At 50.9% G+C, this 15189-nt stretch carries 10 protein-coding genes and 1 riboswitch; of the genes, 6 read left to right on the top strand and 4 right to left on the bottom strand.

Annotated features, from left to right (window positions below):
* Positions 1-45 precede the first annotated feature (45 nt).
* Positions 46-990: a YafY family protein gene (locus tag MKY48_RS03255; protein ID WP_339292287.1), complete on the bottom strand. Its 945-nt coding sequence runs from the start codon at positions 988-990 to the stop codon at positions 46-48.
* A 102-nt stretch (positions 991-1092) separates the two neighbouring features.
* On the opposite strand from MKY48_RS03255, the gene MKY48_RS03250 reads away from it, so the two are divergent.
* Positions 1093-3357, top strand: a complete 2265-nt coding sequence (locus MKY48_RS03250) for an excinuclease ABC subunit UvrA (RefSeq protein ID WP_339269998.1) — start codon at positions 1093-1095, stop codon at positions 3355-3357.
* Positions 3358-3477: 120 nt separating this feature from the next.
* On the opposite strand, the gene MKY48_RS03245 is transcribed toward MKY48_RS03250, so the two are convergent.
* Positions 3478-5175, bottom strand: a complete 1698-nt coding sequence (locus MKY48_RS03245; protein WP_339269997.1) for an alpha-amylase family glycosyl hydrolase — start codon at positions 5173-5175, stop codon at positions 3478-3480.
* 616 nt (positions 5176-5791) lie between these two features.
* Between MKY48_RS03245 and MKY48_RS03240 the strand changes: the two genes are divergently transcribed.
* The 3 genes from MKY48_RS03240 to MKY48_RS03230 all read left to right on the top strand — a co-directional run bounded on the left by MKY48_RS03240 (position 5792) and on the right by MKY48_RS03230 (position 10020).
* On the top strand, positions 5792-6826 hold the full coding sequence (locus tag MKY48_RS03240; protein WP_076322293.1) for a LacI family DNA-binding transcriptional regulator: 1035 nt from the start codon (positions 5792-5794) through the stop codon (positions 6824-6826).
* A 149-nt stretch (positions 6827-6975) separates the two neighbouring features.
* On the top strand, positions 6976-7626 hold the full coding sequence (gene pgmB / locus MKY48_RS03235; protein ID WP_339269995.1) for a beta-phosphoglucomutase: 651 nt from the start codon (positions 6976-6978) through the stop codon (positions 7624-7626).
* 90 nt (positions 7627-7716) lie between these two features.
* Positions 7717-10020, top strand: coding sequence for a glycoside hydrolase family 65 protein (locus MKY48_RS03230; RefSeq protein ID WP_339269993.1), 2304 nt, complete (start codon positions 7717-7719; stop codon positions 10018-10020).
* 251 nt (positions 10021-10271) lie between these two features.
* Here MKY48_RS03230 and MKY48_RS03225 read toward each other — a convergent pair whose 3' ends face one another.
* Both MKY48_RS03225 and MKY48_RS03220 read right to left on the bottom strand, forming a co-directional pair.
* Positions 10272-11306: an EAL domain-containing protein gene (locus MKY48_RS03225; protein ID WP_076322295.1), complete on the bottom strand. Its 1035-nt coding sequence runs from the start codon at positions 11304-11306 to the stop codon at positions 10272-10274.
* A 205-nt stretch (positions 11307-11511) separates the two neighbouring features.
* Positions 11512-13050, bottom strand: a complete 1539-nt coding sequence (locus tag MKY48_RS03220; RefSeq protein WP_339269990.1) for a GGDEF domain-containing protein — start codon at positions 13048-13050, stop codon at positions 11512-11514.
* 236 nt (positions 13051-13286) lie between these two features.
* Between MKY48_RS03220 and MKY48_RS03215 the strand changes: the two genes are divergently transcribed.
* Complete coding sequence (locus tag MKY48_RS03215) at positions 13287-13670, top strand: VOC family protein (RefSeq protein WP_076322297.1); 384 nt, start codon at positions 13287-13289, stop codon at positions 13668-13670.
* A 171-nt stretch (positions 13671-13841) separates the two neighbouring features.
* Positions 13842-13953, top strand: a riboswitch (TPP riboswitch).
* A 114-nt stretch (positions 13954-14067) separates the two neighbouring features.
* The gene (locus tag MKY48_RS03210; RefSeq protein WP_339292286.1) at positions 14068-15099 is read left to right on the top strand and encodes an ABC transporter substrate-binding protein; all 1032 of its coding nucleotides are present in this window, start codon (positions 14068-14070) and stop codon (positions 15097-15099) included.
* Positions 15100-15189: the final 90 nt, after the last annotated feature.

Genomic DNA, 15189 nt, shown 5'->3' with positions numbered 1-15189 from the left:
CATTTCACGCCACTTGATCTTACGGCCCTTAGGTGACCCTGGCACCTATGTATCCGCCACTCCGTAATGCAGGCTCAGCTTCCTTGCCTTCTCCCTCAGCATATCCACGATCTCCTGAGGTTCAATGACTTTCGCCTCCATACCCAAACGCAGGAAGACCTGAGCGACATATTCAAAATCATTACGATCTACGATGGTGTCCACAATGCCCCGGTGTTCATCTTGCATGACCACCTCGTTCTCCAGCCACGGAATGCTCTCGCACTGTCTCGCCCCTTCTCTTGTCAGCTCGGCATATAATCGAACCGGCTCCCGAATGGGATAGTCCTCGAGCCATTCTTGCATGCTAAAGTCCACCTCATAGGTGTGATCGGTTAGGGCTAAGGATTCCATCCGGTCCATGCGGAACACACGCACACCCTCCTTCTCGCGTTCCACCGCGGGCATATACCATAAACCATCCTGGGCATAAACGCCGATCGGCAGCACTTCCCGGTCGCTCGTGCCCGATTTGGAACGATAGCTGATCCGTACAGCCCGCTGATGAAGAGCGGCTTCAATGACATCTTTTAGATAAGGGGACCCTGCGTTTCTGCTTGGACTCCAGAACGTCAGCACCGATTCCAGACGGCTGATCATCATTTTGGTATCCTCCGGAAATCCGGCCAGCAGCTTGCGGGAGGCGGAGTCGATATTCAGCTCAAACGGTAACGAGGTATAACGCTTCAAGGCTTGAAAGGCAAAAAATATAGCAAACACTTCATCTTCATCGAATAAGATCGGCGGAAGAACGCGACTTTTCAATGTACGGTATCCCCCGTGCCGACCTTGCTCCGTATATAAGGGAACGCCCATATCGCTGATTTCGGTAAGATATCGGTGCGCCGTGCGAACGGAAACGCCGAATTCATCGGCCACTTCCTGAGCGGTAAAACTCCTTTTGGCATTGGCATACATGATGACATCCATAAGCTGTTTCGCTTTTGACATAATACCCACCTCACAAGCAATAACTAGACAAGAATTGTCATGTTTATAAGATATGCTATTGCTGTGTCCAGGTCAAAACGATACAAGAAAGGAGCCCTCATGATGAGCAACCACATGGAACAGTTCATCAAGGTAAACGGTGCCCGAAACAAAAACCTGCGTAACGTGAGCCTGACCATTCCCAAAAAACAAATCACGGTATTCACCGGCGTGTCCGGTTCCGGCAAATCCGCCATGGTTTTCGATACGATTGCCGCGGAATCCCAGCGTCAGTTGAATGAGACGTATTCCAGTTTTATCCGTCATCGCCTCCCGCATTATGGGCAGCCGGAGGTCGATTCGGTTGAGAACCTGTCGGTGGCCATCGTCGTCAATCAGAAAAGAATCGGCGGCAATGCCCGTTCAACCGTTGGAACCATCACCGATATCCATTCCTTGCTGCGCTTGTTATTCTCCCGGATCGGCCGGCCCTTCGTCGGATATTCGGACGTATTTTCCTTTAACAACCCGCAAGGCATGTGCCCTCATTGCGAGGGACTGGGCAAAGTGAACAGCTTTCGGATCGAGAACTTGATCGATAAGGAGAAATCGCTGAACGAAGGCCCCATCCGGTTCCCGACATTCCGTCCGGGGGAGTTCCGCTGGAAGCGTTATGTCGCCACAGGCCTATTTGATAATGATAAGAAGCTGAAGGATTACACCGAGGAAGAATGGGACACGCTGCTGTACAAAACCGGCTTTAAACCGCCGAACCCGACGGAGGAATGGCCGCCCACCTCGTATTATGAAGGCATTATCCCCCGATTCGAGCGGACATTCCTGAGCAAGGATTCACGGGATGCGAGGACATATAGGGAAGCCATCGATCAAGTGGTGGCCGAGACCGCCTGCCCGTTATGCCACGGCGGAAGACTGAATCAGGAGGTGCTCTCCTGCAAAATCAACGGAACCTCCATCGCCGACTGTGCACGGATGCAGGTCAATGAGTTGATCGCCTTTTTGCACACAATCCAGGATCCCGCGGCAGCAACCATCGTGGAAACCTGCATAACTCGGCTGGAGCAGCTGCTTCTGGTCGGGATCGGCTACCTGACGATGGACCGGGAAACCGCAACCCTGTCCGGCGGCGAGTCCCAGCGCATCAAAATGGTCCGCCAGCTGGGGAGCAGCTTGACGGATTTAACGTATATTTTTGACGAGCCCAGCATCGGCCTGCATCCGCACGATGTGCACAACATGAACCGCCTGCTGCGACAGCTTCGGGATAAGGGAAACACGGTCATCATCGTGGAGCATGATCCCGACGTCATCCGGATTGCGGATCATATTGTAGATATGGGACCCCGAGCCGGCTCCGCTGGCGGTACGATCGTGTATGAGGGGGATCCGGAAGGGTTGCAGCACGCCAACACACTGACAGGTAAATATCTCAGTCAACGCGCCCGGTTAAAGTCCTCGGTCCGGGAGCCGGCCGGATGGCTGCACATTGAGGACGCCTCCCTTCACAATCTGAAGCAGGTGTCTGTGAGCATTCCAGCCGGGGTGCTGACGGTGGTAACAGGCGTTGCCGGGTCAGGCAAAAGCACGCTCATTAACCAGGTGCTGCCAAACGTTTATCCGGAGGCCATCATTATTAATCAGGACATGATTCAGGCATCCAACCGCTCCAATATCGCTACGTTTACCGGCATTTTTGATGCCATTCGCAAGCTGTTCGCCGACGAGAATCAGGTAAGCCCATCCCTGTTCAGCTTTAATGCCAAGGGGGCTTGTCCGGTGTGCAACGGCTCCGGCACGATTACGATGGATCTGGCTTTTATGGACAGCCTGGTTACCGTTTGCGAAGCCTGCCGAGGCCGCCGCTTTCATGATGACGTTCTGCGCTATCAACTTCGCGGTAAAAACATCAATGACGTGCTCGCCATGACCACCGACGAAGCGCTGGATTATTTCACGGAACAAGGAATCGTGGCCGCGCTTCAGCGCATTCAGCATGTTGGACTGGGCTACTTGACGCTCGGTCAGCCCTTAAGCACGCTATCGGGAGGGGAACGGCAGCGGGTGAAGCTGGCGGCCGAGCTTGATAAGAAAGGTGAAATTTATGTACTGGACGAACCCTCGACCGGGCTCCATCTGTCCGATTGCGAGCGGCTAATGTCCATCATCAACCGCCTTGTCCGTCTGAACAGCACGGTCATTGTGATCGAGCATAATCTGGATATCATCAGCCAGGCCGATTGGATTATTGACATGGGACCCGGCGCGGGGCAAGACGGCGGGAATATCCTGTTCTCTGGCAAACCGGACGATCTGCTGAAGAACCCGAATTCCCTAACAGCCAGATATTTACGGCAGTTTCAAGCCTAGACATTTACGCCTTCCAGGCTCATGCGGAGGGCATCCTAACGGTCAAAAAGACCCCGAGCACACCTCCTTCCAAGGGGCTCGGGGTCTTTGGGTGTTCCACTGCAATAGACAAGCTGCGACCTACTCCAATATGACGGTCGTATAAGGCGGCAACGTTAAGCTGCTGCCGTTTATTGTCGCTCTATCATCCGTTGTTTTCGACAAGGATTGGAATGGCGATTCCCCGCTCTTTGCCGCCAAATCGACCGTCTGCTCTTCGCCTGACAGGTTATGGACAACAAGGGCTTTGTTGTCCTGGGTACGGCGGATATAAGCCATCACCTGCCCATTGCCGGAAGCATAGGATTCGATCGTGCCGCTGTTCAGCGCAGGCATATCATTCCGCCAGCGGATCAACGTGCGGTACCGGGATAACAGAGAATCCGGGTCGCCCGTCTGTTGCTCCACGCCCTGTACCTGATCGCCCCGGTTATGCTTAAGCGGCTCCCAGGTCGCCTGACCCTTATCGCTGCCCGTATTGGACCAGATCATCGGCTCGCGGATTTGTTCGTCCGGCTTCGCTCCCTTCATCCCGATCTCTTCTCCGTAATAGATAAATGGATTGCCCGGCATGGTCAACAGAATGCCGGCGGCCATCTTGGCGTGGTTCTCATCGCCCTTCAGCTGCGACATGACACGGTTCATGTCATGATTCGTCAAGAATGCGGCATCCGTAAACTGGCCGCCTGATACCTGGCTGAACAAACCATAAGTCCGCTCCAGGGTGAAGGCCAGGTTGTTATCCGTCTCGTTCATCGCAGCACCGATGATGCTCTCGCCCAGGCTAAAATTGAACCCGGAATCAAACGCTTTATCGAGATACGGGGCAATGACCGCTGCGGAATTATCCCAAATCTCACCTACGATATAAGCGTCCGGGTTCACCTCATTCATGCTGGCGCGGAATTCCTGCCACCAGGCCGTATTCTTGGCCGTGGTTGCCTCGCCCTTATCGGACATCAGATCCTCATAAATATGTTTGGCTGCATCGATCCGGAATCCATCGACACCGAGCTCCAGCCAGAACTTCCCGATATCCTTCATCTCCTCGCGGACCTTGGGATGATCGAAGTTTAGATCGGGCATTCCCCCCCAGAACGTGCCCATGTAATGGGCACCGTTCATCTCATGCCAAGGCGAGCCGCTGCCGGCCGCGCTGGCCCCCGAAGGGGTCTTCCCTCGATCCTCGGCCCAGATGTACCAATCGCGGGTCGCCGAAGCTTTGTCTTTCGCAGCCTGCTTAAACCAGGCATGCTCCGTGCTTGTGTGATTGACTACCAAATCCATAATAATTTTGATCCCGCGCTTATCCGCTTCAGCAAGCAGCGTCTTGAAGTCATCAAGCGTCCCGTACTCCGGATGGATGGAACGATAGTCGGTCACGTCATAGCCGTGATAGCTTGGCGAAGGATTGATCGGCATCAACCAAATCCCCGTCACGCCAAGATCGTCAGTAGTGTCCGGATTTCCGTCATTTAGATAATCCAGCTTCTCAATGACGCCTTGTAAATCACCGATCCCATCCCCATCGGAATCATAGAATGAGCGCACGAAAATTTCATAATAGACGTCGGAGGGCTGCTCATCCACCTCCCCTGTCTCCACTGTTGCAGGCGCTTTCGGATCCGACTCTTTCGTTTCCGGCGCCGCTGGCGGCTTGGCCTCCTCTTGCGGTGGAGCCGCTGTACCGCTACAGCCTGCCAGCAGACTTCCGGTAAGCGTAATGGCGGCAAGCCATATAGGCAGAGCTCTGCGTTTTCCCCATGTAAAACGTATCACATTATTTACCTCCTGTTCGCTGCAGCAGCAGAAGTTCATCCAGTTACTGCATTTATGTATTCAAATGTATCTCTTCATATCTCTACAGCATTCCGAGAAAGCGCAAACGTTTGTATTTAAAGCCACTAGTGTTTTCCAGTAAAACGGTTACATTTCGTGGTACAACTTGAATTCCATCTTGTTCTTCCGATAGGTGGCCCATTTTTATCCATCCATATCATAACTCACTTCTTTGTTTTGTTAAATCGTTTGCACAATGCCGTTTTAAGTTGTTTTCCGGACTTTTCTGGCCATAATACCGGCCTTTCTCCAGTTTTCTAACCCTTGCTTCTTTTTTGATGCATTTGTGAAATAATTGCGCTGGACTGACTTGGATACGTATTTACAAGCCTATCGATTAACGTTAATATAGCAGTGTGAAACCGTTTAACTTACAGGATCAATATGGCTTTAGATCAATAGGTATCATGTATACTCAGGGCCTGACAGACCCACAATTAAATAAAGCAGAACGGTCCGCGATTAGCGGAAGTTACTCTTCTGAAGCAAGAGAGAACTCCAGTAGTCGCTTTCTTATTTTCAAAAAAACGCAAACGGTTCCACTGGAGGTCCTATTATGTCTGTAACGATTAAAGATGTCGCAAAACGAGCGGGCGTATCCCCCTCCACCGTCTCGCGGGTGCTTTCCAATCATCCTAGAATCAGCCGCGAAACCTCGCGTAAGGTGAAAGAGATCATGGAGGAAATGGGCTACCATCCCAATATTATGGCCAAGAGCCTTGTTTCCAAAACGACGGAAAGCATATGTGTCATTCTGCCGAAACCTGCGGAGGAATTGTTCCTCAACTTATTCTTCATGGAACTGATCCGCGGTATCGTCACCCAAGCGAACCGCTCCGGATACGACGTCGTTCTCAGTTCGGGCGGCAACGAGAAGGAAGAGGTCGAAGCCGTATCCCGGCTGCTTAACGGTCGCCGCGTCGACGGCGCCATTTTGCTATACTCCAGGCAGGACGATAAGGTGGTTGATTTTCTCAAGTCCAACAACTATCCGTTCGTGCTTGTCGGCCGGAGCGAGAAATACCCGGATCTGTTATCCGTCGATACCGATAATGTGCAGGCTGCCTATGATGCAACCAAGCATCTAATCTCCCTTGGACATCAACGGATTGGCTTTGTCAGCGGCCCGCCAAACCTGATCGTATCTCAGGACCGGATGAAAGGCTATGGCAAAGCGCTTGCCGATGCGGGTCTGGAGATGAGAAAAGAGTGGATTGTGGAAGGCGAGTTCCTTCAGGAGAGCGGCTATCGCGCCATGTCCTTTTTCATGAACCTGCCTGAACGTCCGACGGCGCTTGTCATTGTTGATGATATTGTATCTTTCGGCGTGCTTCGGGGACTGCACGAGCTGGGGTATAAGGTACCCGAAGATGTATCCATTATCAGTTTCAACAATATCTCTTTGACCGAACTATCGACCCCGCCGCTGAGCAGTGTGGACATCGGGATTTATAACCTGGGTTATACCGCTTCCCAAGCGCTGATCCAGACCATTCGAAACGATGACAACACGATACTGCCGCACCGTTATATCATTCCGCACCGGTTGATGATCCGCGAATCCTCGATGTTTTCGCTGCCGAAATCTTAAGGTCCGGATCGAATCGCGGAAGATACACAATGTGTTTCCAAAATGCGAAAGATACACGAAGTATTTCAAAATAAAGAAGCATCGTGATGCTTCCTTTATTTTTGCAGCTTGGTTCAAACGTTTGCACTAATTCGTTAAGGAGGATGTTCATGTCATCCATATCCGCTTGTTTATTTGATCTTGACGGCGTTCTGGTGGATACCGCCAAGTATCACTACATTGCCTGGAAGCGTCTTGCCGGGGAACTCGGCTTTGAATTCACGGAGCAGGACAATGAACGGCTGAAGGGAGTAAGCCGCATGGCCTCCCTCGATATTCTGCTCGAGGTTGGCGGAGTGAAGCTGGATGAGGCCGCCAAGCTGGCACTGGCCGAGAAGAAGAACGCCTGGTATGTCGAGTATATTTCCAACATGGATGAATCCGAGATTTTACCTGGAGCCCTCGAATTTATCCAAGCGCTGAAGGACCGCGGCATCAAGGTTGCGCTGGGCTCCGCCAGCAAAAACGCCATGCTGATCCTGAACAATACCGGCCTCACGCCTTACTTCGACGCCATTATCGATGGAACGAAGACTGCCCAAGCGAAACCAGATCCAGAGGTATTTACGATGGGCGCTCATGAGCTTGGCGCCCGGCCTGACGCCTGCGTCGTATTCGAGGATGCTGAAGCCGGTATCGAAGCTGCCACGCGCGCGGGAATGCGCAGCGTCGGCATCGGTTCCCCTGAAACCTTAGGGCGGGCCAACATCGTTCTTCCCTCACTGGAAGGATTCACAGTGGATCGTCTACAGGAGTTGTAAGCGAATGCGTACACATGCTTACGGCATCTGGTAGTTTCATCCCATATAGATCTGCAACCATTTTTCCTAAAAACAAAGGAGCCGATGATTGTGAAACAATATTTAAAGCTTGATGAATGGTCAATTATTGAGGAGGGCTTTGATCCTCACACGCATGAGATCTCGGAGAGTATCTTCAGTATCGGGAATGGATTTATGGGCCAGCGCGCCAACTTCGAGGAATCCTACAGCGGCTCCTCCCTGCAAGGCAGTTATATGGCCGGCGTGTATTACCCGGATAAAACCCGTGTAGGCTGGTGGAAGAACGGTTATCCTGAATATTTCGCCAAAGTGCTGAACAGCACTAACTGGATTGGCATCGGCATTGAAATCGACGGCGCGCCGCTTGATCTAGCCAAGAGCACGGTGAAGGATTTTGTGCGTGAGCTGAACATGAAGGAAGGCTTCCTTTCCCGCAGTTTCACCGCTGTCATGGAAGACGGCAAAGAACTCAAGGTTGAAGCTGTTCGTTTTGTCAGCATCGTACGCCATGAGATTGGTGCCATCCGTTATGCAGTTACCCCACTCAATTTCAGTGGTGAGATTACGATTACCCCTTATCTCGATGGCGATGTGAAGAACAAGGACTCCAACTATGACGAGAAATTCTGGCTTGAAGTATTCAAGGAAGCTGCGCAAGGTTCGGCCGCATTGACTGTAAAAACCAAGAAGCTCGATTTCCATGTAACCTCCGTCATGTCTTATGCGATTTTAAAGAACGGCGAGAAGCTGGAACTTCAAGCGGAACTGGTGGAGAAAGAGAAATATGCGGGGAACCGCGTAGGCATACCCGTGTCTGAAGGTGAAGTCATCGCCATCTATAAATATGTGGCTAATGTTACTTCCCGCAATCATGGATTCGGCGAATTGGTGGATGCTGCACGTGCTGTGCTGGAGCCGGCGGCCCGGACCGGATTTGAGTTGCTGCTGAAGGAGCAGGCCGATGCATGGGGCGATAAATGGAAGGAAAGTGATATCGTCATTGAAGGCGATGTAGCAGCCCAACAAGCGATCCGCTTTAACATCTTCCAACTGAACCAAACCTACAGCGGCGAAGACGACCGCCTGAATATCGGGCCGAAGGGCTTCACCGGGGAAAAATACGGCGGCAGTACCTACTGGGATACCGAGGCGTATTGCCTGCCGTTCTACTTGAGCACCGCGGATGCCAGCATCTCGCGCAACTTGCTGATTTATCGTTATAAGCACCTGGAAAAAGCGAAGGAAAACGCCAAGAAGCTCGGCTTTACCAAAGGCGCTCTCTATCCTATGGTGACGATGAACGGCGAAGAGTGTCATAACGAGTGGGAGATTACCTTTGAGGAAATTCACCGTAACGGGGCGATTGCCTATGCCATCTACAACTATGTCAACTATACCGGCGACTTCTCTTACCTCGGCCAATACGGTCTGGAAGTGCTCGTGGAAATCTCCCGTTTCTGGGAAGAGCGCGTGAATTACGTGCCAGCGAAGGATCAGTATATGATGCTCGGCGTTACCGGTCCGAACGAGTATGAGAACAACGTGAACAACAACTGGTACACAAACCGGATTGCCAGCTGGACGATGGAATACACGCTCGACGTGCTCGAATATTTGAAAGAGAACGAGAATTCCCGCTATGCCGAGCTTACGGCGAAGCTTGCGCTGCAGGATGTCGAGACAACCAAATGGCAGGATATCATCAGCAAAATGTACTACCCGATAGATGAGGAGCTCGGCGTATTCCTGCAGCAGGACGGATTCCTCAACAAGGAGCTTGTTCCGGTGAAGCAATTGGACCCAGCCCACCTGCCCCTGAATCAGAACTGGTCCTGGGACCGCATTCTGCGTTCGGTATACATTAAGCAGGCTGACGTGCTGCAAGGATTGTTCTTCCTTGGCGATCAGTACGACTTGGCTACGAAAAAACGCAACTTCGACTTCTATGAACCGTTCACGGTACATGAGTCCTCCCTCTCGCCATGCGTACACTCCATTCTCGCGTGCGAGCTTGGGTACCAGGAGAAGGCGTACGAGATGTACCTCCGTACATCTCGCCTGGATCTGGACAACTACAACAACGATACCGAGGACGGCTGTCATACAACCAGCATGGCGGGAACCTGGATGTCCGTTGTGCATGGCTTCGGCGGCTTGCGTGTGAAGGATGGTGTATTGCATTTGAATCCATTCATTCCAGGCCACTGGTCTTCCTTCTCCTTCAAAGTGATGTTCCGCGGGTCCCGCCTGAAGGTCAACGTCAAAGGCAAGGAAACCATCATCGTGAACGAAACGGATACGCCGGCTGTCCTGAACGTGAATGGCAAGGAATACAGTATCAACGGATTTGGAGAGGTAACAGCCGCAAGATAACAAGCAAACTTGTTCAATCAATGGCTACCCCGAACTATATAAAAACAAGAGCCCTGGAGAACACTCCAGGGCTCTTGTTTTTACAGAAAACGGGCCTTCAGACATCATCATTACTCCTTCTTGAAGGACCCGTCTTCATCCATGCCAAGCATCTGTATTGTCTGAACTCAGCCAAAGGCTGCGGCAATCAGATGCCAAAGCTCCGCATCAAGATGGCGGGGGAATTGCCGATTATGTATGCTATGAATAGATTAGTTGAGAATGAGGTCACGCGGAGGCCGTTCAGATGGCTTCCCAAACAAATACCCCTGCGAGAGCTCGATCCCGATTTCTCGGCAAAAATGAAACTCCTCCCGTCTCTCAATGCCTTCAGCCAGCACCATGGCCCCAAAATCATGAGCCATGTTGGTGATCATTTTGAGCTGCTTCTGCTGGGCGGGATTACGATCGCAATGGTCGATCAGACTCCGGTCGATCTTTACATAATCCGGCTTAAGCTTAATCATCTGTTCCAATGTGGAATACCCTGCGCCGACGTCATCCATGGCTACCGAGATTCCATGACTGCGATAAACCTCGAAAATCGATTGCAAATGCTTAACATCATCAATCTTCTCGGTTTCCACGACCTCAAATACGAAATCCCTCGGATCCAGATGGAGCCTGTCTATGGTATTAAAGGTGTGGCTTAGACACATCTCCGCATCATATATGGAGGATGGCAGGAAGTTCACGAATCGCTTCACGCCGATAGGAAGCCACTCGGCACTGGTCTCAATGGCACTGGTTCGTGCTGCCCGGTCCAGAAATGCATGCAATCCGGTTTTACGGGCTGTCTCAAACAGCTCATACGGCTGGAATCTGGCTCCCCACTCTACCGGACGAAGGAGAAATTCGTAGGCCACGATCTGCTCGGATGTATCCACGATGGGCTGCATGTAGCTCGTAAACTGCTTATGTAAAATGATACTCACCATATCGTAATGCTCCATCTGCAGTTCGAACTTCTGCATAGGGGTCCACGAATGCCGGATTTGCGGAGCTTCTCCACCGGTAACACAGAAGGACAGCTCTTGACGAATCTTCAGCGGAAGGGGCTGCAGACACTTCATCATAGAGATCAGGTCCGCACGTACCTTGTAGTTCACAGCACAACCCTCATTGTTCTCTTGTACCGTGTAGCCGTTCACTGCCAGCAACTGAATAAGCTCACCACTTGCAGGCTTCATATGAATGGTCCCCTGGTCCTCAATCGGTTCAAAGGTGCTGCAATTGTCGCAAATCATGTTCGTCCTCCTTGGCAAGCTAGCTCTCACTATGCTTCTTATCGGCATTTTGAATATGATTTCTTTGCATTTTATGGATTTTATATCGAAGTTATGACCTATTTTAAGAGAAATGCGCAAGATTCGTGCAATGATTGCATCAAATTCTACAAAAATCGACTTATATTGCTTTTAACAACCTGTTGTCGATACTATGGTCATACATTCATCTACTCACCTTTTGATCCAAAAGCTGCAGCAGCATCGTCCGCTCTACATCAAAATGCCAGGGGGCGTTCCGTTCCTTCGCCGCATACATCGCTGCATCCGCACGACCAATCAGCTCCTGGTCATTTCTGGCATGATCTGGATAAACCGCAATACCGATACTCGGCGTGGTTCGGACCTCATGCCCTTCCAGCTCGTACGGCTCACTAAGCATCGTCCAGATCTCCTCCGCCATCCAGATCAGCTCCTGATCATCACCGGCCGGATGGATCATGACTGTGAATTCGTCTCCTCCTAAACGGGAAACCAAAACTCCCTTGGATTCGAGTGATTGAAGCCGGTCTGCAACCTTTCGTATCAACAAATCGCCGGCACGGTGGCCGTATCGGTCATTGACTCGTTTGAAACGATTCATATCCATATACAGCAAGCCTACACGGGAACCTGTGCGGTCCGCCTCCTTCAGCGAACTTGACAGCCTTGCATTAAAATAACGACGATTATACAGCCCCGTAAGATCATCGCGATGTGCCAGGGATTCACTCTGCATCAGACTTTCATGCAGTCGGTCCAACAAGCGGTCGTTCTCGAACTGGATCAAAATCTGCCTGAACAAGATCAGGATAACGCACAGGGAAAGGCCGGTAAACAGTCCAGTCCACCCTCCAAAATGCTGCGCCATAAGGGCAAACATCCCGCCGAGCACGCTGTAGGGAAGCAGGTACCTTACGATCAGGTTTCCGGTTGAACGAGGCTCCCGCTCGCCAACAGATGGATTACGGGTTTCAGGAGCGGACTGTCCGCCTGCGAAACTAATGAAAAATACCGATAACGTATAGAGTGGATACAGGTAGGAGCGAACCTCGATATCCAAAAGATCAACGAGATAGATGTACAGAACATCTCCGGCAATAAATGTACTTCCGCCAAGACATAACAGGATGGCCGCCCATTTCCTTAACTGTCCGGTATTAAAATACAACACCAGTGTAAAAAAAATAAGTACCATTGCGCACAGTGGATACAGCATGTCCACCCAAAGGTTTCCCCATACTGCCTCATGGACCAGACCCTGAAGCTCAGGCTTGATGAAATATTCCCATCCTACCGTCATGACCGCTATGCCAACAATCAGGATATCCAGCATAAACCGCAGCCCCCGAAACGAACCCTGAACATGCCGGAATAAATAAATGAGAGAACTTGCGAACAGGATAAGTTCGAGCCCCCAGAACAAATGGGTTAGAACTGGCAGGAAAGCGTTCTCTTTTCCAAACCAGATATTGCATGCGTGGAGGGTTCGGGCCACTGCCTCCCCCATCAATCCGAGACTCACAATAAGCCAAAACCTGCGAAGATGAACCTCAAAACGCCGACGGATCCGCATTAAATAAACGGAAGCGGCTGCAGGAGAAATAATGACTAGTACACGCTGAAGCGATAAAGCATCAGGCATCCACAGAGCGATCATTATCTGAATGAATGCATATATTATGGCGAGTCGAATCCACAGATGATCTGCTGGAGTTGGACTCATAAGCATTCCTCCTCGGCCAAAAGGTACGCTGGTTCACTTTAAGTGTGTTAGGTCTTTTGAATTAACATATCTATTTCTCATGATACTTTTTGCCCACCCAAAAGTAAAGATGAGGAAATGAAAGAAAAATCATCTTATTAGTCTGTGCACAAACAACATAACACCCACTTGACGTATAGGAATTATATGATAATATTTCAGTCATATCTTATATGAATCGGAAGGGGTGTTGAACCATGTCACAGAAACGATTGGATCATGTTGGTATTGTTGTCCGGGACCTTGAAGCTACAATCGCCTTCTATACATCCGTAGTCGGACTTGAGCTGAAGGACCGCCTGACCCATACTAATGGCGTCATCCAGCTGGCGTTCCTAGGATTTAACGGCAGCAACGAGACGGAAGTCGAGCTTATTCAGGGATACAGCGACACGCTGCCTTCGGAAGGAACGGTACATCATTTTGCAGTCAGCACGGATAACATTGAAGAGGAATATGCCCGTGTGCAGGGACTTGACGTTCCTCACTTGGACGAGGAAATCGTGACGCTTCCGAACGGGTACCGCTATTTCTTCGTGCACGGTCCCGAAGGAGAATGGATTGAGTTCTTCCAGCGCTAATCTCTGCGTAGAAGCCGTATTCAAACACTTTACCTTGTGAAAGGTTCATAGCATCAATTAATTCTCCCATTGCATTAGTGTTCTAACAAAGACCTGTCACGTTCGCGCCTCTTCGAACTAGACAGGTCTGCTGTGTTAGGACTATAATAGCGGATGTAATGATCGAAACTTCATAAATACCGGGGGAGCTGGAATTTGGCCGGCTGAGAGTGTATCCGATATGATACTGACCCTTACACCTGATCTGGGTAATGCCAGCGTAGGAAGCCCATGTTTGCGGCAGCTATTTATTTGCCGTGGTATACACTTACGCCGTCATGCGTCCTGATATCATCAGGGCGTTTTTTTTGTGGAGTTGCGAGGTAATAGAAAGAGAACTTAAAGGAGAGAAGAAACGATGAAGAAGGGAAGATGGATTCCGCTGCTTCTCGCTTGCGTCCTGCTGATGGTTGCGTCCGGATGCGGTACAAGCGGAGAGAACAAGAAGACAGGCGCCGCAGGTGAGGACAGTCAGACTTCCGGGAAGCTCCGTGACGTACAGCTGATGCTCGATTGGTCTGCCAATACGAATCACACCGGCCTGTATGCAGCGAAGGAGCTTGGGTATTATGAGGAAGAAGGGCTTAATGTCCAGATCGTCCAGCCGGGAGCAGGCGGAACGGATACGCTGGTCGCATCCGGAAATGTGCCGTTTGGCATCAGCTATCAGGAAGGCGTAACGCTGGCCAGAACCCAAGGATTGCCGCTCGTTTCCATCGCAGCGATCATTCAGCATAATACATCCGGCTTTGCGGCTCCCAAGGATAAAGGCATCTTGAAGGCAGGCGATTTTGAAGGGAAATCCTATGGCGGCTGGGGTTCGCCTGTGGAGGAAGCGGTTATGAAGTCCATCATGGAGATCGATGGTGCCGATGTCAGCAAGGTGAATATGGTCAATATGGGCGATGCCGATTATTTTACGGCCGTCAAACGCGACATTGATTTCGCCTGGATTTTCTATGCTTGGACGGGTATTGAAGCCGAGCTTCGCAATGAGCCGCTTGACATGATTTATGTGAAGGACTACTCCAAGCAGCTTGATTATTACACACCGGTGATCGTAACGAACGAGAAGCAGATCCAGGAAGACCCTGAGCTTGTCAAAGCGTTCATGCGGGCGACTTCAAAAGGATACAACTATGCGATTCAACATCCCGAAGATGCGGCAGCCCTGCTGACGAAGGCTGTTCCCGACCTGGATGCCGAACTGGTTCTCGCCAGCCAGAAATGGCTGAGCCCCCGTTATCAGGATGATGCATCCCGCTGGGGCGAACAGAAAGCCGAAGTATGGTCGGGGTACGCAGACTGGATGTTTGAGCGCAAGCTGCTGGAGAAGGAGCTTGACGCTGACAGCGCATTTACCAATGAATTTTTACCGGAGAAGCCATAAGGTTATTTCTATATTAAAGAAGAGAGACGGCCTTTGCAGCAGGCCGCCTCTCTTCCATTACAATACAGCTTGCACGAAAGGATGAGTTTA

The organism is Paenibacillus sp. FSL W8-0187, from assembly GCF_037969755.1.
Classification (GTDB): Bacteria; Bacillota; Bacilli; order Paenibacillales; family Paenibacillaceae; genus Paenibacillus_AQ.
Note: the sequence above shows the minus strand (reverse complement) of the source record. Positions and strands in the feature narration are given on the sequence as shown.

Excerpts from the sequence above, each read along its gene's own strand:
- pgmB (WP_339269995.1), top strand. The coding sequence starts at position 6,976 with ATGTCATCCATATCCGCTTGTTTATTTGATCTTGACGGCGTTCTGGTG.
- MKY48_RS03210 (WP_339292286.1), top strand. The coding sequence starts at position 14,068 with ATGAAGAAGGGAAGATGGATTCCGCTGCTTCTCGCTTGCGTCCTGCTG.
- MKY48_RS03225 (WP_076322295.1), bottom strand. The coding sequence starts at position 11,306 with ATGATTTGCGACAATTGCAGCACCTTTGAACCGATTGAGGACCAGGGG.
- MKY48_RS03255 (WP_339292287.1), bottom strand. The coding sequence starts at position 990 with ATGTCAAAAGCGAAACAGCTTATGGATGTCATCATGTATGCCAATGCC.
- MKY48_RS03215 (WP_076322297.1), top strand. The coding sequence starts at position 13,287 with ATGTCACAGAAACGATTGGATCATGTTGGTATTGTTGTCCGGGACCTT.
- MKY48_RS03240 (WP_076322293.1), top strand. The coding sequence starts at position 5,792 with ATGTCTGTAACGATTAAAGATGTCGCAAAACGAGCGGGCGTATCCCCC.
- MKY48_RS03220 (WP_339269990.1), bottom strand. The coding sequence starts at position 13,050 with ATGAGTCCAACTCCAGCAGATCATCTGTGGATTCGACTCGCCATAATA.
- MKY48_RS03250 (WP_339269998.1), top strand. The coding sequence starts at position 1,093 with ATGAGCAACCACATGGAACAGTTCATCAAGGTAAACGGTGCCCGAAAC.